This is a genomic window from Ruthenibacterium lactatiformans, from assembly GCF_000949455.1.
Taxonomy (GTDB): Bacteria; Bacillota; Clostridia; order Oscillospirales; family Ruminococcaceae; genus Ruthenibacterium; species Ruthenibacterium lactatiformans.
In genome coordinates, this window is sequence record NZ_JXXK01000018.1 from 40177 (window position 1) to 56580 (window position 16404).

General features: G+C 62.5%; 16 protein-coding genes. 8 read left to right on the forward strand and 8 right to left on the reverse strand.

The window, feature by feature from the left end; translation table 11 throughout:
• The first annotated feature begins 224 nt into the window (after positions 1-224).
• The 4 genes from rplM to TQ39_RS12385 all read left to right on the forward strand — a co-directional run bounded on the left by rplM (position 225) and on the right by TQ39_RS12385 (position 1937).
• The gene (gene rplM, locus TQ39_RS12370) at positions 225-653 is read left to right on the forward strand and encodes a 50S ribosomal protein L13 (protein WP_009322021.1); all 429 of its coding nucleotides are present in this window, start codon (positions 225-227) and stop codon (positions 651-653) included.
• A gap of 15 nt (positions 654-668) precedes the next feature.
• Positions 669-1067, forward strand: a complete 399-nt coding sequence (gene rpsI / locus TQ39_RS12375; RefSeq protein WP_009322020.1) for a 30S ribosomal protein S9 — start codon at positions 669-671, stop codon at positions 1065-1067.
• Between the two features lie 167 nt (positions 1068-1234).
• Entirely contained in the window at positions 1235-1537 is a 303-nt protein-coding gene (locus TQ39_RS12380; RefSeq protein WP_242853490.1) for an alpha/beta fold hydrolase, read from the forward strand.
• 37 nt (positions 1538-1574) lie between these two features.
• Complete coding sequence (locus TQ39_RS12385) at positions 1575-1937, forward strand: DUF4180 domain-containing protein (protein WP_050005730.1); 363 nt, start codon at positions 1575-1577, stop codon at positions 1935-1937.
• Positions 1938-2378: 441 nt separating this feature from the next.
• Here the strand turns inward: TQ39_RS12385 and TQ39_RS12390 are convergent, their stop codons facing one another.
• The 5 genes from TQ39_RS12390 to TQ39_RS12410 all read right to left on the reverse strand — a co-directional run bounded on the left by TQ39_RS12390 (position 2379) and on the right by TQ39_RS12410 (position 5714).
• Positions 2379-3449, reverse strand: coding sequence for a hypothetical protein (locus tag TQ39_RS12390; protein WP_050005731.1), 1071 nt, complete (start codon positions 3447-3449; stop codon positions 2379-2381).
• Complete coding sequence (locus tag TQ39_RS12395; protein WP_009321993.1) at positions 3442-4008, reverse strand: hypothetical protein; 567 nt, start codon at positions 4006-4008, stop codon at positions 3442-3444. The genes TQ39_RS12390 and TQ39_RS12395 overlap by 8 nt, the downstream gene beginning before the upstream one ends.
• A gap of 19 nt (positions 4009-4027) precedes the next feature.
• On the reverse strand, positions 4028-4501 hold the full coding sequence (locus TQ39_RS12400) for a hypothetical protein (RefSeq protein ID WP_050005732.1): 474 nt from the start codon (positions 4499-4501) through the stop codon (positions 4028-4030).
• On the reverse strand, positions 4485-5060 hold the full coding sequence (locus tag TQ39_RS12405; protein WP_242853491.1) for an RNA polymerase sigma factor: 576 nt from the start codon (positions 5058-5060) through the stop codon (positions 4485-4487). Before TQ39_RS12405 ends, TQ39_RS12400 begins: the two co-directional genes overlap by 17 nt.
• 162 nt (positions 5061-5222) lie before the next feature.
• Positions 5223-5714, reverse strand: a complete 492-nt coding sequence (locus TQ39_RS12410; protein ID WP_009321990.1) for a COG2426 family protein — start codon at positions 5712-5714, stop codon at positions 5223-5225.
• A gap of 207 nt (positions 5715-5921) precedes the next feature.
• Here TQ39_RS12410 and TQ39_RS12415 point away from each other — a divergent pair, with 207 nt between their 5' ends.
• Complete coding sequence (locus TQ39_RS12415) at positions 5922-7853, forward strand: DUF2207 domain-containing protein (protein WP_050005733.1); 1932 nt, start codon at positions 5922-5924, stop codon at positions 7851-7853.
• A gap of 127 nt (positions 7854-7980) precedes the next feature.
• On the opposite strand, the gene vanT is transcribed toward TQ39_RS12415, so the two are convergent.
• The 3 genes from vanT to vanG are packed head-to-tail and all read right to left on the reverse strand — an operon-like array spanning position 7981 to position 11944.
• Complete coding sequence (vanT, locus tag TQ39_RS12420; RefSeq protein WP_050005734.1) at positions 7981-10155, reverse strand: serine racemase VanT catalytic subunit; 2175 nt, start codon at positions 10153-10155, stop codon at positions 7981-7983.
• Positions 10152-10904 (reverse strand): D-alanyl-D-alanine carboxypeptidase family protein, encoded by a 753-nt coding sequence (locus tag TQ39_RS12425; protein ID WP_009321987.1) that lies wholly within the window; start codon positions 10902-10904, stop codon positions 10152-10154. The genes vanT and TQ39_RS12425 overlap by 4 nt, the downstream gene beginning before the upstream one ends.
• Positions 10901-11944 (reverse strand): D-alanine--D-serine ligase VanG, encoded by a 1044-nt coding sequence (gene vanG / locus TQ39_RS12430; RefSeq protein ID WP_009321986.1) that lies wholly within the window; start codon positions 11942-11944, stop codon positions 10901-10903. Before vanG ends, TQ39_RS12425 begins: the two co-directional genes overlap by 4 nt.
• Positions 11945-12179: 235 nt before the next feature.
• Here vanG and TQ39_RS12435 point away from each other — a divergent pair, with 235 nt between their 5' ends.
• The 3 genes from TQ39_RS12435 (at position 12180) to TQ39_RS12445 (ending at position 16397) form a co-directional block, all read left to right on the forward strand.
• The gene (locus tag TQ39_RS12435; protein WP_050005735.1) at positions 12180-12602 is read left to right on the forward strand and encodes a MarR family winged helix-turn-helix transcriptional regulator; all 423 of its coding nucleotides are present in this window, start codon (positions 12180-12182) and stop codon (positions 12600-12602) included.
• A gap of 152 nt (positions 12603-12754) precedes the next feature.
• A complete protein-coding gene (locus TQ39_RS12440; RefSeq protein ID WP_050005736.1) occupies positions 12755-14500 on the forward strand; it encodes an ABC transporter ATP-binding protein in 1746 nt (581 codons plus the stop codon).
• On the forward strand, positions 14478-16397 hold the full coding sequence (locus TQ39_RS12445) for an ABC transporter ATP-binding protein (RefSeq protein WP_050005737.1): 1920 nt from the start codon (positions 14478-14480) through the stop codon (positions 16395-16397). Before TQ39_RS12440 ends, TQ39_RS12445 begins: the two co-directional genes overlap by 23 nt.
• Positions 16398-16404: the final 7 nt, after the last annotated feature.

The following is a 16404-nucleotide window of genomic DNA, read 5'->3' on the forward strand; positions in this document are numbered from 1 at the left end:
TCGTGGGCAGAGTAAACAAAAAGCGGGCAAATTTTTATAAAAACAGCACGTGAGCATTCAAGAGCATTCAAGAGCAAAACAGAGCATTTTAAAGCGCTCGCTTTCTAAATCAAAAAAATGCAAAAAAGGGGTTGACGCGGCGCCGGGCATCCGCTATAATCAATCTTGCGCCTGTTTGCACGGGCCTTTCGATTGTTTGTAGAGACTATTAGGAGGAAAACACCATGAGCACAACTCTTGCTAAACCCGGCACCGTGGAACGCAAGTGGTACATCATCGATGCCGCCGGCAAGCCCCTGGGCCGCACCGCCGCCACTGCCGCCGTGCTGCTCCGCGGCAAAAATAAGGTCACTTTCACGCCCAATGTCGATTGCGGCGACCATGTGATCATCATCAACTGCGACCAGGCTGTCCTTACCGGCAGCAAGCTGGACAAGAAGTATTACTACCACCACAGCGGCTGGATCGGCGGCATGAAAGCCGTGCAGTACCGCACGCTGATGGCCGAGAAATCCGATAAGGCCATGATGCTGGCCGTGAAGGGCATGCTGCCCGGCAACACCCTGGGTGCCGCCGCGCTGAAGCGCCTGCGCGTCTACAAGGGCGCCGAGCACAACAACGCCGCCCAGAAGCCCGAAGCTTACACACTGTAATAGGAGGCAATGAGAATGTACGAGACGAAACCTTATTTCTACGGCACCGGCCGTCGTAAGAATTCCGTTGCCCGCGTTCGTGTGTACAACGGCACCGGCAAGATCACCATCAACGACCGTGATATCGACGATTATTTCGGTCTTGAGACCCTGAAGCTCATCGTGCGCCAGCCGCTGGCTGTCGCGGGCGTCGAGGGCAAATTCGACATCGTTGTGCGCGTTGCGGGCGGCGGTGTTTCCGGCCAGGCGGGCGCCATCCGCCACGGCCTGTCCCGCGCGCTGCTCGTTTATGACGAGAACCTGCGCGGCGAACTGAAGAAAGCCGGCTTCCTGACGCGCGATCCGCGCATGAAGGAGCGCAAGAAATACGGTCTCAAGGCCGCACGCCGCGCGCCGCAGTTCAGCAAGCGCTGAATTTCCGTTTGCCAGCTTTCCGCGCGAAGGCTGCGAGCCATGCAACACAACCCGTGCCGCAATGCCTTTCTGGCAATGCGGCACGGGTTTTCTTATTTTCCGTCTCCGATCATGGGCCGGAAAACGTCCACTCCCCTGTCTTGGATATGCGGCGGCTCATTGAAAACATGATGGGCTGGTTCGGCGTAACACAGGAGCGCCTGTGCCGGGAACGGGCCATAGAAACACCCACCGGAGAAACGCTGTACTGGGATTACTACTGCTATGTGAAAGAACATCCCGTGCGCCGCTGGGACACGCCCACATCCATTCTGTGCGGCGGACGGGACGAGCTGTGTGAGCCGGATGTCACCGCCCGTTTTGCCCGGCAATACGGCTGCAGGCTGCTGACACGCCCCGAAGCGGGCCACTATTTCCACACGCCAAAGGAGCTGGAGGCTCTGCGGCAATGGCTGACGGCAAGCCTTTGAGCAGAAGGCATATTCAAACAGAACAGGAGGAAAGAGCATGGCAATGGAAAAAATCACAGAAAACGGAGTCGCCATCGCCCTTGTAACAGGCACGTGCGCACTGACGGACGAGCAGACGGCGCTGGACTTGATCATGGAAGCGCGCTACACACTGGGCGCAGAGCGCATCGCCATTGAAAAGGCCGCTGTTTCGCCGGATTTTTTCATTTTGAGCACGGGCCTTGCCGGGGCCGTACTGCAAAAATTCATCAATTACGGCGCAAAGCTGGCGGTGTACGGCGATTATTCCGGATATACCAGCAAGCCCCTGCGGGATTTTATCCGCGAGAGCAACCGGGGCCGGGATATCTTTTTCCCCGCCACCCGGCAGGAAGCCATCCTCCGTCTGGCCGGGGTGTGACCGCGTGCGGCGCGGCAGCCGCGGACGCTTTCCGCCACGCCGTGCCCGCACCGAGGCCGCAGCCATACCGCTTGGCAAAGCCTGGGCTTGAACAAGTTCAAAAAGGTAAAGCAAAACCCGCCGCGTTCCAAAAGAGTGCGGCGGGCTGCAGCTTGTCGAAAAAGCTTCGCTTTTGCGCCAAGCTGCCTATGAACAGGGCCTGCGGCCCCGTTCGCCGTGCACGGCGCGGGGTTATTTTAAATGAAAAAAGGGGCGTCTACACGCTAAGAGCCGCGCTTTCAGCGCTGTTGCGCTCCGACACGCGCCTGCGGGCGCAGTCTCCACCCCTTTTTCAAGCTTTTTTCCCGGATATTTCTTTTACCTCTCCGACTTTTTCAGCAGTCTGAAACCCGCCGCACTCCAAAAGAGTGCGGCGGGCTGTTTTCTATATAATAGACGCGCTTACGCTGCGGCGTTTGCCTGCGCCTCGGCCACGCGGCTGTCCGCGTCGGCCTGTGCCTGCGCAACGCGCTCGTCGGCTTCGGCCTGTACCTGTGCAACGCGTTCCTCCGCTTCCGCACGGGCTTGCTCCACGGCAGCTTCGGCTTCATCCAAGCGGGCCTGCCACTCGGCCTCCAGCGCCTCAAGCTCGGCGTCACGGGCAGCGCTGCTCTGTTCGCTCTGCCAGCCGGCAAGCTCTTCGGCGTCCATATAATATCCCGCGTCATCCACATAGATGCGTTCCGTCACGCACTGGGCCAGCTGCTCCGCCGTCATATCCGCCTGATAGGATCCCTCCACGGCCAGGCTGTACAGCGGTGTTTCTGTATCCCGGCTTTCCCGCATATACAGGCTGATATACGGGTCGCGCACGCCCGTGGCGCGCACGGCTTCAATGACAGGCCGGCACGCGGCCACAAATTCCTCCCGGGTGGCCCACGTTCCTTTCAGCTCGGCGCTCACACCCACGTAATCGCCCGCCTTCAGATCCGCCGCGCCGGTCACGTCTTCCGGCGTGCGCAGCTCACCCAGGTGAACGTCATAGGTGACATTCACAATATCTCCGTTGCCCTTGAGCCGGGCGTAGGTCGCTTCGTACAGCTCCTGCTCCACCCGCTGCTCGGCGGCACTGCGCCCCGGCCCGGCATATTGCAGTGCCACAGGCACGCATGCCGCTCCCAGCGCTGTGACAATCAGCAGAAAACACACGAACATGGAGAGAAAGTCATATTTCAGCCGCATGCCTTTGGCTGTGGACGCCGCGAAGATCACCTCGCAGCCCAGCGCCACCAGTACCAACGGCGACAGCTTGAACAGCAGAAGAAAATCCACATTGGGGAAGAACAGCCCCACGCACAGCGCCGCGCCTACCACTACCAGCGCAAGGCCCATGGTGAGCGTGCCCACCCGGCGCACCGGGCGCGCCGGCTCGTACACCGGCATTTCAGAGGGCGGGGTATCCAAAGCCGCCGGCTCCTGCGGTGAATCCGGAGCCTCCTGCACGGCGGAGACCCGGTTCTCGTTCTCAGCCATTGCTTCCGTCCCCCTTGAACGCGGTGTAATCATCCCCGGATGCATCCTCGTGCCGGGAAGGCCCCTTTACCAGATACAGCCCCAGCAGGATAATGAGCACGGCGATCACAAGGGTTGGAATGCCGTCCATGATATTGCCCAGCCAGACCAGCCCATAGGTGCGGTACAGATCCCACAGCAGAGGACGCAGAAATGTGTTGTACAGAATGTACGCCCCCAGAAAGATAAGCAGGCCGCCGAACAGGTTGTGACGCCTGGCCACAACATTTTTCCAGTTGGAACCGGCAATGCTCTCCACATCGAACAGATAGGCGTCCGGGTTTGCCGCCACCTGCTCGGGCGTCTGCGCGCGCAGATTGAAAGTATCGAAGAACGAGTAAGCCCAAATGATGGGCGCAAGGATGCCCAGGATGCCCATATTCAGCAGCGACGCCACAAAGATGAGGCCCCAGAAGGCAATCATCACGGACAGGCCGCGTTTCATATAACCAAGATACATCTCTCCCGCGCCGGGCAGGCAGGCGAAGCAGAATGTCAGAAATCCACTTTTTCTTTGCATGATATGTCTCTCCCTTGTCTTATTTCGCATCTGCCGGGGCGGCGTCCGCGCGCGGCAGGATATTCGTGATTGCGGCGCTGATGGAGTCTCCCGCACTGCGGAAGAAATCATTCACGCGCGTTGCGGCGCTGATGGGCGCCGTGATCCGGGCCGGCTCCTGCTGGCGGATGGTGCGGTCCGGCACAAGGCTGTTGAATACGCCAGTACCCCACAGCACCACCGCGAATGCCGCAACGGCGGCTACACGGGTATACCGGTTGAAAAACACCCGCACGGCCCTGCGCCGCACCCGCGCCAGCACCGTGGGCGTCAAGGGCGTTTCGGGAACGAGCAGCGTGTCGTCCGCAAGCAGCTCCGTGTAACGCACAAGGCAGCTGTCGCAGAAGCTCAAATGCTCCGAGGCTTCCAGCCGGCCCATCTCATCCAGCGTGCCGTCCACAACGGCCCGCAGGCCCTCGTCCGTGAGATGGCCCTCTTTATTGAACAATTCCATGCCCGTTTCCCCTTTCTATGGCGTTCTGCAGCAATTGCTTGGCGCGGTAGATCTGCGTATGTACTGTTTTGGGCGGCCGCCGCAGCGCCGAGGCGATCTCGTCCACGCTTTTTTCCTCCAGGAAGAACAGTACGGCGACCTGGTGGTAAGGCTCTTTCAAGGCGAGGATGGTATCCCGGATGCGCGCCGCTTCATCTTTGGCAATGGTGATATCCTCGGGCGGCGGCATGGTATTCAGCACGTCTGCCACGGCAGGCATCTCGCCGTCCTCAGCCGCGGATACGCGCCGGTGGTAGGCGCTTTTCAAATAATCCTTGGCCTTGTTCGTGGCAATGCGGGCGAGCCAGGGCTTGTAACTGCCGGGCGGGCAGTCGTCGCGGTGGGTGTAGGCGGAAAGGAACGTCTCCTGGGCAAGATCCTCGGCCAGCTGGTGGTCTTTTGTGAACTGGTAGCAGATGGTGTACACCAGCCGTTCGTACTGCCGTACGAGCTGGGAAAATTCATCACTTGTCATATTCTGTGCGATCCGCTCCACCACCTTTGCCCGCCCTTGTTTCATCGCCCTACACCCATGAAACGCCGCCGGAAGATCATTTTCTTCAAGAAAAATAAAGTTTTTGATACTTTTCCAGAAATTGCCCTGTTGCCGCTTGTCCGGAAGGGCCGAAAATCAAAAAAACCTGCGGGGGGAAATCCCCCCGCAGGGTGCTGCGTAACAGGTTCACGCAAAAATCATGCCAAGAGCGCCCAGCAGGCCAGCCGAGGCCGCGCCCATGATGAGGCCGGCCGTCATGACGCCGCACAGCACCGCCAGCACGCTGGGCCAAAACTTGAGGTCCAACAGCGTCGCCGCCAGGCAGCCCGTCCATGCGCCGGTGCCCGGCAGCGGGATGGCCACAAACAGGAACAGCGCCCAGTAAATTCCGCGCCCGGCCTTCGCCTGCATCTTTTCGCCGGCTTTGACGCCCTTGTCGTAAATTTTCATAAAAAAACGGCCCAGCCCGCCGGGCAGCTTGGTACACCACAGCAGAACCGCCTTGGCAAACAGCAGGATGACGGGGACAGGCAGCATATTGCCGATGACCGAAACAATATAGGTGGGAATCACCGGCAGGCCCATGGCAAGCCCCGCCGGGACCGCACCGCGCAGCTCAACGATGGGCACCATGGAAATGAAAAAGATCCAAAAATATTCTTTTACCAGTGCAAGCATCCGTTTGCTCCTTTTGCTTTTTTCAAATTTTCCGCCCTGCTGTTTCAGGGCGTTCTCTCGGCGCGGCAGGGCCGTGCACAGGCATTATCATACCGTATCCGGCGTTATTTTGCAAGTTCCCGCTGTTTTCGCCGCGCATATTGTGTTATACTGTTGGCAGTATTGGCTTTGCCGTACCGGGCAAACCAAAAAAGCGGAGGAAAGCACATGAAGAAACTCATCTGCCTGCTGGCCGCGGCGGCGCTGCTTGTATGCTGCGCTCTGCCCGCATTTGCCGAAGCTTCCGGCGTTTCCCGCGCGGATTATACCATTACCGCATACAGCGTGGACGCCACCCTGCACGAAAACAACACCGTTACCCAGACCGAGCGCATCACCGTTGATTTCGCCGTACCCTCCCGGGGTATTTACCGCGTGCTGCCCGTCGCCCTGTGGGTGGAAAAGGACACCGCGGACGGCCCGCAGGAGATGGCCTACCGCGCCAGGGTGCGGGACCTTGCCGTGACGGGCGAGGGCCAGACGGCCGGCGCGCCCGTGGAGACCGATACCGAAGACGGCTTTTACAGCATCCGCATCGGCGATGAGGACACATGGCTCACAGGCGTGCAGACCTATGAGCTGACATTCACCTACGACATCGGAGACGACCGCGTAGCCGCCTACGACGAGCTGTTTTATTCCTTAAACGGCGGCCGGTGGGACGCGCCCATAGAGGACTTCCGTTTTTCGTTCACCTTTGAAAAACCGCTGACGCAGGAACAGAAGGGCGCGCTGGCGCTGTACAGCGGCTCCTACGGCGGCAAAGGCAATGAAGCGGGCGTTTCCGGCGCATGGGACGGAAACACATTCTCCGGCGCGGCGGGGCGCACGCTGTACCCGGGCGAGGCCGTTACGCTGTACGCACGCCTGCCCGAGGGCTACTTCACCGGCGAGCGCATGGCCCCGGTATGGGTGTTTTGGGCTTTTGCGGGCGCAGGCGCGCTGCTGGCCGCGTACACGCTGCTGCGGGCGCTGTCGGCCCGGCGCAGAGCGCCGGTGGTCACGCCCGAGTGTACGCCGCCGGACGGCGTGTCCAGCGCCGAGGTGGGCTATATCATCGACAATTCGGCGGATGACCGGGACATCCTCTCGCTGATTCTCTGGTTCGCCTCCAAGGGCTATCTCGCCGTAGAGGGCTGGGAGGAGGACCTGCGGCTGGTACGGAAAAAAGGCCTGCCCGCGGGCAGCCCGGAGTACCAGACCGTCTTTTTTGACGCGCTTTTCCCGGCGGGACGCACCGTGTGCCAGCTGCACAGCCTGGAGCCCGCCTTCTATGAGGCGCTGCAGAAAGCGAAGCTGAGCCTGTCGGCCCACTTTACGGGTGAACGGGCATTGTACAGGCCCGGCAGCGCCGGACGTGCGCTGGCGCTGGGCGCCGGCTGCGCCGTACTGTGGGGCGCAGCCGGCCTTTCCTGCGGCGCGTTTATCACAGGTGCCAGCGTAGGGCTGGGCCTGCTCTCGGGGGTATTGCTCCTGCTGTTCGGCCTGCTGCTGTATGCGGCGGCGGAGCGCTGGCAGTTCTCCGGCCGGGGGGCGCGCATCGGCTGGGGAACCGGCGTGGGCCTGTGCGCCGCCGCGTCGGCGGGGCTTGCCTACGGCGCGGCCCTGTATGCGCTGACGCCGCTGTGGGCGGTGCTGGGAAGCTATCTGCTGGCCCTGCTGGCGTGCCTTGCCGCGCCGCGCATCGCCCAGCCCACAGAGTACCGCCTGGAAATGGCCGGCCGCCTGCTGGGCCTGCGGAAATTCATTGAGGAATCCGAGCTGCCGCGCATCCGTGCGCTGGCCGCGGAAAACCCCGAATATTTTTACGACGTCCTTCCCTACGCCTCGGTGTTTGGGCTGGAGGAGGAATGGGCCGGGCGCTTTGATGGGATGGCCGTGCCTCCGCCCGTGTGGTACGGCTGCAGCGACATGACCGTGTGGAATGTGATCTGGTTCAGCCATATGATGCACCACAGCGTAGACCATTCCATGACGCAGCTGCAGCAAACCGTCGCCCAGCAGAGCGGCGGCTCCAGCGGTGGCGGCGGCAGCTTCGGTGGGAGCGGCGGCGGTTTTTCCGGCGGCGGCTTCGGCGGCGGTGGCGGCGGGCGCTGGTGAGCCCGCTTCCAAAATGGCCGTACAGGCTATTTTTCAGGCCATGCGGGCCGTCCGGATAAGCTTTTATTGTGAAGCAAGAAACAGCCCCGCGGCGTTGTGTGCACAACGCCGCGGGGCTTTCGTTTTCTCAGCGCAGATAAACGCGGGGCACGCGGGGACCGATGCGGCACAAAAGCTCGTTGGCGATGGTGCCCGCCGCCTCGGCCGCTTCCTCGGCGGTGATGCGCTCCGGGCCGTCCGCGCCGATGAGCGTTGCCACATCCCCCACCGCCGCGCCTGTGTCCGTTGCATCCACCAGAAGCTGGTCCATACACACCCGGCCCACAACGGGCGCGCGCCTGCCGTGCAGCAGCACATGGCCGCGCCCTTCTCCCGCCGCGCGCGGCCAGCCGTCCGCGTAGCCGATGGCCACTACCGCCAGCCGGGTGGAGCGCCGTGCCCGGAACGCAAGGCCATAGCCCGCGCCTTCGCCGGGCGGCACGCGGCGCACACTGACGACTCGCGCCCGCAGCGCCAGCGCCGGAGCCAGCACCGGGTGCAGCCGCGCCGCGCAGCCCGCCGTACTGAGCGCGCCGTAAAGTGCGATGCCCGGCCTGGCATATCCGCAGTCAGGCTGCGGCTGGTTCAGGATGCCGCAGCTCGCCTGCGCGTGCAGCGGCGGCAGCGTATACCCCGCGCCCCGCAGCTTCCGCGCCAGCGCTTCAAACGCATCCAGCTGCGTGCGGGTAAAGGCCGCGTCCTCCGGCGCAGGGCTGTCCGCCACTGCCAGATGTGTGAACAGCCCCCGCACCTCCAGCCCCGGCAGACGCAGCATCTCGGCCACCGCCGGAGCCGCGCCCGCATCCGTGCCCAGGCGATGCATGCCCGTGTCCACCGCAATGTGCACGGGCAGCGGCCTGCGGCCTGCGGCACGGGCCAGCGCACGGGCGTGGGCCGGGTCCGTCACCGTCTGGCACAGCCTCCAGCGCCGCAGCTCCCGTATACGGGCCGCATCTGCATAGCCCAATACCAATATTTCACCGGTGATGCCGCACCGGCGCAGCTGCGCGCCCTCCTCCGGCGTCGCCACTGCAAAGGCCCGCACACCGGCCTGCCACAGCCGGCCCGCCACGGCGGGCGCGCCGTGGCCGTAAGCGTCCGCTTTTACCACGGCCATCAACCGGCAGCCCGCTGGCATGCAGCCCTGCAGCGCGCCCGCATTGCGCGCAACCGCCTCCAGGTCTACCTCGGCCCAGGCACGCGCTCTGCGCAAGTCCGGCTTCGGTGCTGTTCCGGAACGGCCGTCCCACCTGCGCCGCTGGCTCAAACGCGCCAGCAGCCATGCCGCCGCGCAGGACGCGGCGGCTACCGCCGCAAAATGGGCCAGGCTGTTTTCCACCAGCCATTCCCGGGCATGCAGCACTCTGGCCGCACCCCGCACGCCCACGATGGCCATGGGATGCAGCACATAGACGAGCATGGAAAATTCCCGCAGGAACGGCGCGTCCCCGCCCCGGGGGACCAGCAGGCACAGGAACAGGAAGCAGGCGCAGGGCACAAGCGCCAGGTACATGCTGTCGTGCCGGGGCCAGCCCAGCGCCCGCAGACCAAAGGCCTCGGCAAACAGGAGCGCCAGCGAACAGCCCAGCCCCGCAAGGCACGCCCGCGGTCGTCGGCGGGCGGGAAAACCTGCCAGAAGCGCGCCCAGCATCAAAAACGCCGGCGCAAAGAACAGGCCGTTGCGCGTGTAGTCCATCACGCCGAACAGCGCATCATAGCCCTCTTTCAGCGCGGGCAGCTGTTTTGCAAGGCCATACCAGCTGTCTCCCAAAAGCCCCGCCAGATACAGCGCGCCGCACACGCCCGCCGCCGCGCCGGGGCGCAGGAAGCGCAGCAGCCCGCACACCACCAGCACTCCCAGCAGCGCGGCGGGCAGGTACCACAGGTGATAAAACGTGCCGTCCAGCACAGCGTCCCGCACAAGCTCCCCCAGCACGTTTTCCACAGGGAAATTCCCCGCATACAGCGTCACGGGCAGGTACAGCACGGTGCAGGCCGCATACAGAACGCCCGTCTTTTTCAAAAAGCGGCGCACGCCGGGCGAAAGCGTCCGGGGCCGCAGGCCGGGGCGCACAAGCTCCCCCAGCAGAAAAAATCCGGTTGCCGTGAAAAAGAACGGCACGGCCAGCCGCGCCAGCGTTTTCAGCGCAAAATCCGCCGCTGCGGAAAAAGACGCCAGCGGAGCGGTATGGATGCACACCACCAGCAGCGCGGCCGCCACGCGGAAGCGGTCCACGGCCGGATATCCCCGCCGCGCCGTCATACCGTGCCCCACACGGTGACGACAAGGCCGCCGCAGTTGTCTGCGGACGCCTGCCACACACGGTCCCGCGGCGCGTCGAACCGCGCGCCCTCCGGCCCCAGCGGCACACGAAAGATGTCAAAGCCGCGTCCCCCGGCCTCCGCGTGCAGCGGCTGTTCGGGCGTGTATGCCCCCAAGGCTCCGATGTATTCTTCCAGCGTCACGCCGCGCTGTGCCATCAGCCCGGCGTGGGGCCAGCCAACATAGCGAAAATGCCATGGTTCATGGCCGATGCCGGTGACGGCCTGCGCGCCTTTGGGATACCGTTCGATGAAGCCGTAGCGCGCCGCCGCGCGGCGGAAGGCCGCGCAGACTCCTGTATCGGGAAATGCGGGACGGATGAAGTCGATCACCTCCCGCGCCTCGCCCACATCAATGGCAAGGCCTGTTTCATGCTCGCTGCAGCCGGGCAGCGCCACATATTTCTGTGTGAATTCAAGGCCGTTGTCCCGCACGGAATCCGCATACAGCGCCTGCTGCTCGGCGTGGCTGCGCCAGCCGCTGACGGGCACGATGCGCCCCGCCGCGCGGATGCCGTCCAGCAGCGCTGCCAGCATGACCGCCGCCTGCCGCGCCAGCAGCACGCCGGGCGCGTCCGGCATGGCGGGGACCAACGCTTCGGGCGCGGGCCGTGCCTGCAGGGGATGTGCGGGGTTCACCAGCGCCAGCGTGCCCGCCAGCGCCTGCTCCCGGGTCACTGTCTGCATCATACGTCCGCCACCGCCTGTTCCAGCAGCCGCTCCACCAGCGGGCCGAATTCCACTCCCGCGCCGCGCATCATGCCGGGAAAGCGGCTGTGCTCGGTGAAGCCCGGGATGGTGTTCACCTCGTTGAACACGATGCGCCCGTCCGGCGTGTAGAACAGATCCACCCGCGCGAAGCCCGTGCAGCACAGCGCCCGGTACACGGTCTTGGCTGCTTCACGCACACGGTCCCGTTCAGCCAGAGACAGGCGGGCGGGCATGTGGATGCGCGCGGTCTCCAGCGTATATTTTTCCGTATAATCAAAAAAGCCATGGGCCAGCTCAATCTCATCCACCTCTCCCACGGTGAGCGCCTCTCCGGCGCCCAGCACGGCACAGCCCACCTCAAAGCCCGGCACCGCCTGCTCCACCAGCACCTTGCCGTCGTGGCGGAACGCTTCGGCCACGGCCGCGGGCAGCGCGTCCGGCGTCTCCACACGGGTCACGCCGAAGGACGAACCCGCACAGGCGGGCTTGACGAACAGCGGGTACCGCAGCCCGTGGGTGCATGCCGCCAGCACCTCGGGGCGCGGCGGAGCATGCAGCACCACACAGGGCGGCACCTCCACCCCCGCGGCCCGTGCCAGGCGGTGCGCTGCGTCCTTATCCATACACAGGGCGCTTGCCAGCACGCCGCAGCCCACGCAGGGGATGCCCGCCAGCGCAAGCAGCCCCTGCACGGTGCCGTCCTCGCCGTTTTTTCCATGCAGCACGGGAAACGCCGCATCCAGATACAGGCTGCCCGCGCCCTGCACCAGCAGGCCGTGGACAGAAGCGTCCGGCGTCAGCGTCACAGGCGCACATTCCTCTTTTTCCCATACGCCCTCCCCTACGGCGTCCAGCGGGCCGCGGTACCAGAACCACCTGCCCTCCCGCGTGATACCCACCGGCACGGCTTCAAAGCGCGTACCCTTCATGGCGTGCAGAACGGCGCAGGCCGATTGCAGCGAGACCGCATGTTCGGTGGACTGTCCCCCGAACAGCACGGCGACTTTTATTTTTTCCATTTGGATGGCCCCTTCCCATTGTTTGTTGAGAACAGGACCATCGTACCGCACGTTCCTGACGGACGGGCTGGGGAAAGGCTTTCAAAAATCTTACGGCATTCTGAACATCCTTTGAAGCGCGGCCGCTCACAGCGTCACCTTTTTTATAATAAATTCTTAAAAAGCCATTGACACCGGGGCGGATCCGCCCTATAATTGTTAGTAGCCTAACCAAAAAGCAAGGAAGTGTCGAAGGATGAAGGGTGAACGCCACGTGGGCGGAGAGATCCGCGTGCTTTCCAACCTGATCAAACGCTGTATGGACGACGGCATGCCGCCGGAGACCACCGGCATGCAAGGGTGGATCATCGGCTTTTTGCACCGCAACGAGGACCGTGACATGTTCCAGCGGGACGTGGAGGCTGAATTCAACATCCGCCGCTCCACGGCCACCGGCATATTGCAGCTGATGGAAAAAAACGGCTTTCTTCTGCGGGAGCCTGTTGCCTATGACGCCCGGCTGAAAAAGCTGGTGCTTACGCCCAAGGCTTTGGCGGTGCACGAGGGCGTGATCTCCCGCATCCGCGCCACAGAGGAACGCATCACCAAAGACGTCACGCCCGAAGAGCTAGAGCAATTTTTCGCCATCACAGCCAAATTCCGCCGCAATCTGGAGTGAGTGTCCGCTTTGCCTTTTCCATGCCGCCGGCGCAGGCGCGGCTTTTTCCGTGCCTGCCGCCAGCGGTTTTCCTCGGCGTATATAGTTAGGAAGCTTACTGTAATGGCACTAACAAGTTAAGCGAAACAAAACCAATCTCAGGAGGACATTTTATGCTGAAAACCCTATTGACTGAAGTAAAGCAGTACAAAAAAGCGTCCATCCTCACGCCGGCATTCATGGTGGGCGAAGTTGTCATGGAGATTCTCATCCCCATGCTGATGGCCTATCTCATCGACAGCGGCGTGGAGAAAGGGGACGTGCGCACGATCTGCATCACCGGCGGCGCAATGGCCGTGATGGCAATGCTGTCTCTGGCCTGCGGCGTGCTCTCGGGCAAATACGGCGCGCGGGCCTCCAGCGGATTCGCGCACAATCTGCGCCAGTCCATGTTCCGCAATATCCAGACATTTTCTTTTTCCAACATCGACAAATACTCCACGGCCGGGCTCGTCACCCGCATGACGACGGATGTGACAAACGTGCAGAACGCCTACCAGATGATCCTGCGCATGTGCACCCGCGCACCTGTGATGCTGCTGTGCGCAATGGCGGCCGCGTTCTCCATCAGCGCGCGGCTGTCCCTGATCTTCGTGGCGGCCATCGCGTTTCTGGGCGTGGCGCTGTTTTTCATCACGAAAAATTCTCACCCCGTATTTCGGCAGGTATTCCGCAAATACGACGACCTTAACGCCAGCGTGCAGGAGAATGTCAGCGCCATCCGCGTCGTCAAGGCCTATGTGCGCGAGGACCACGAGACGCAGAAATTCCACACCGCCAACGACAATGTTTACAGGCTGTTTGTCAAGGCTGAGACCGTGCTGGCGCTGAACAGCCCCGTGATGCAGTTCACGATGTACATGTGCATCCTGGCCATTTCCTGGCTGGGCGCGCACATGATCGCCGCCCAGTCTCTCACCACGGGTCAGCTCATGAGCCTGTTTACCTACGTTATGAACATCCTGATGAGCCTGATGATGCTCTCCATGATTTTCGTGATGGTGACAATGGCCCGCGCCTCGGCGGACCGCATCGCCGAGGTGCTGGAGGAAAAGGCGGACCTCACCTCCCCGCCCGCCGCCCGCACACAGGTGGAGGACGGCCGCGTGGACTTCGACCACGTATCCTTCTCCTACAAAAAAAGCGGCAAGCCCGTACTGGATGACATTGATCTGCACATCCGCGCGGGCGAGACCATCGGCATCATCGGCGGCACGGGCAGTGCGAAATCCAGCCTGGTGCAGCTCATCCCCCGCCTGTACGACGTCGCGGAAGGCGCGGTGCGCGTGGGCGGCGTGGATGTGCGGGAATACGACGTGGAAACCCTGCGCAACGAGGTGGCCATGGTGCTGCAGAAAAACGTACTGTTCAGCGGCACCATCCGGGAAAATCTGCGCTGGGGCGACAAAAACGCCACGGACGAGGAGATGGAGCGCGCCTGCCGCCTGGCACAGGCGGACGAGTTCATCCGCGCGCTGCCGGACGGCTATGACACTTACATCGAGCAGGGCGGCACCAACGTGTCCGGCGGGCAGAAACAGCGCCTGTGCATCGCGCGCGCGCTGCTGAAAAAGCCCAAGATACTGATCCTGGACGATTCCACCAGCGCCGTAGATACCCGGACGGATACCCTGATCCGCCGGGCTTTCGCAGAGGAGATCCCCGACACCACGAAATTCATCATCGCCCAGCGCATCAGCTCCGTGCAGGACGCAGACCGCATCCTCGTGCTGGACGACGGCCGCGTGGCCGCCTTCGGCACGCACGACGAGCTGCTTGCGAGCAGCGAAATTTACCGGGATGTCTATGATTCCCAGATGAAAGGAGCGGATGACGATGCGCGGCGTACCTGCGGATAAAAGCGCGGCCATGATGGCCCCAAAGCAAAAGGTTGAAAAGCCCATGCGCATCATGGGCCGGCTGTTCGGCTATATCCTGCGGCGCTACAAGCTGCACTGCCTGGGCGTGCTGCTGTTCATCTTTGGCAGCACCGCGGCCACCGTGGCGGGCAATCTGTTTATGAAAACGCTCATCGACGACTACATCGTGCCCTATATCGGCGAGGGCGGCGCGTCGGACTTCGGCCCGCTGCTGGCGGCGCTGCTGAAAATGGGCTGCGTCTTCCTGTTCGGCGTGCTGTGCACGCTGCTGTACAACCGCATCATGGTATATGTGTCCCAGGGGACGATGCGCGCCATCCGCGACGATTTATTCCGGCATATGGAGCGCCTGCCCATCCGTTATTTCGACACCCATGCCCACGGCGATATCATGAGCATTTACACCAACGACATCGACACGCTGCGCCAGATGATCAGCCAGAGCATGCCCCAGCTCGTCTCTTCGGCGGTAACGATCGTCAGCGTATTCTGCTCCATGCTTGCCCTCAGCCTGCCGCTGACAGGGTTGACGCTGGTGATGGTGTGCCTTATGCTGTTCACCACCAAAAAGCTCACGAGCAGGTCCGGCGCATATTTCGTAGCGCAGCAGCGCAATCTGGGCACGGTCAACGGCTATATCGAGGAGATGATGGAGGGCCAGAAAGTCGTCAAGGTATTCTGCCACGAGGATGAGAGCATCGCCCGGTTTGACGCGCTGAACGACGCGCTGGCCGACAGTGCCGATAACGCCAACCGCTATGCCAATATCCTCATGCCCGTCATGGCCAACATCGGCAACCTCAGCTATGTGCTCACGGCCATCCTCGGCTCGCTGCTGGCGCTCTTCGGCACGGGCGGCTTTACGCTGGGCGGGCTGGCATCCTTTCTGCAGTTCAACAAAAGCTTCAACCAGCCCATCTCACAGGTATCTCAGCAGTTCAACTCCATCATCATGGCGCTGGCAGGCGCGGAGCGCGTATTCAGCCTGATGGATGAGCCTCCTGAAACCGACGAAGGCTATGTGGAGCTGGTGAATGCGGAACAAACCGCGGACGGCAGTCTGGAAGAATGCCGCGGGCGCACGGGTGTCTGGGCCTGGAAGCATTACCACAGGGCCGACGGCAGCACCACCTACCGCAGGCTGGAGGGCGAAGTGGTGTTCGACGACGTGGATTTCGGTTACGACGACGCCAAGATCATTCTGCACAACGTCAGCCTGTATGCCAGGCCCGGCCAGAAGATCGCTTTTGTGGGAGCCACCGGCGCGGGCAAAACGACCATCACAAACCTCATCAACCGCTTTTATGACATTGCGGACGGCAAGATCCGCTACGACGGCATCAATGTCAACAAAATCAAAAAGGCGGATCTGCGCCGGAGCCTGGGAATCGTTTTGCAGGACACACACCTGTTCACAGGCACCGTAGCGGACAACATCCGCTACGGCAAACTGGACGCCACCGACGCAGAGGTGACGGCTGCGGCGCAGCTGGCGGGCGCCCACGCGTTCATCGAACATCTTCCGGACGGCTACAACACTCTGCTGACAGGCGACGGGGCAAACCTCTCACAGGGCCAGCGGCAGCTGCTGGCCATTGCCCGCGCGGCTGTGGCGGACCCGCCCGTGCTGATTCTGGACGAGGCCACCAGTTCCATCGACACACGCACCGAGCGCATTGTACAGGAGGGCATGGACCGCCTGATGGCGGGCCGCACGGTGTTCGTCATTGCACATCGCCTCTCCACTGTACGCAATTCAGACTGCATCATGGTGCTGGAACAGGGCCGTATCATCGAACGCGGCACCCACAGTGAGCTGCTCGCGCAAAAAGGCAGATATTATCAGCTCTACACCGGTAAGTTCGAGCTTTCCTGACGCCGGA

Coding starts and splice junctions, on each gene's coding strand:
- TQ39_RS12380 (WP_242853490.1), top strand. CDS start 1,235: ATGATGGGCTGGTTCGGCGTAACACAGGAGCGCCTGTGCCGGGAACGG.
- TQ39_RS12395 (WP_009321993.1), bottom strand. CDS start 4,008: ATGCAAAGAAAAAGTGGATTTCTGACATTCTGCTTCGCCTGCCTGCCC.
- vanT (WP_050005734.1), bottom strand. CDS start 10,155: ATGACGGCGCGGCGGGGATATCCGGCCGTGGACCGCTTCCGCGTGGCG.
- vanG (WP_009321986.1), bottom strand. CDS start 11,944: ATGGAAAAAATAAAAGTCGCCGTGCTGTTCGGGGGACAGTCCACCGAA.
- TQ39_RS12435 (WP_050005735.1), top strand. CDS start 12,180: ATGAAGGGTGAACGCCACGTGGGCGGAGAGATCCGCGTGCTTTCCAAC.
- rpsI (WP_009322020.1), top strand. CDS start 669: ATGTACGAGACGAAACCTTATTTCTACGGCACCGGCCGTCGTAAGAAT.
- TQ39_RS12385 (WP_050005730.1), top strand. CDS start 1,575: ATGGCAATGGAAAAAATCACAGAAAACGGAGTCGCCATCGCCCTTGTA.
- rplM (WP_009322021.1), top strand. CDS start 225: ATGAGCACAACTCTTGCTAAACCCGGCACCGTGGAACGCAAGTGGTAC.
- TQ39_RS12390 (WP_050005731.1), bottom strand. CDS start 3,449: ATGGCTGAGAACGAGAACCGGGTCTCCGCCGTGCAGGAGGCTCCGGAT.
- TQ39_RS12445 (WP_050005737.1), top strand. CDS start 14,478: ATGCGCGGCGTACCTGCGGATAAAAGCGCGGCCATGATGGCCCCAAAG.
- TQ39_RS12415 (WP_050005733.1), top strand. CDS start 5,922: ATGAAGAAACTCATCTGCCTGCTGGCCGCGGCGGCGCTGCTTGTATGC.
- TQ39_RS12400 (WP_050005732.1), bottom strand. CDS start 4,501: ATGGAATTGTTCAATAAAGAGGGCCATCTCACGGACGAGGGCCTGCGG.
- TQ39_RS12405 (WP_242853491.1), bottom strand. CDS start 5,060: ATGAAACAAGGGCGGGCAAAGGTGGTGGAGCGGATCGCACAGAATATG.
- TQ39_RS12425 (WP_009321987.1), bottom strand. CDS start 10,904: ATGATGCAGACAGTGACCCGGGAGCAGGCGCTGGCGGGCACGCTGGCG.
- TQ39_RS12440 (WP_050005736.1), top strand. CDS start 12,755: ATGCTGAAAACCCTATTGACTGAAGTAAAGCAGTACAAAAAAGCGTCC.
- TQ39_RS12410 (WP_009321990.1), bottom strand. CDS start 5,714: ATGCTTGCACTGGTAAAAGAATATTTTTGGATCTTTTTCATTTCCATG.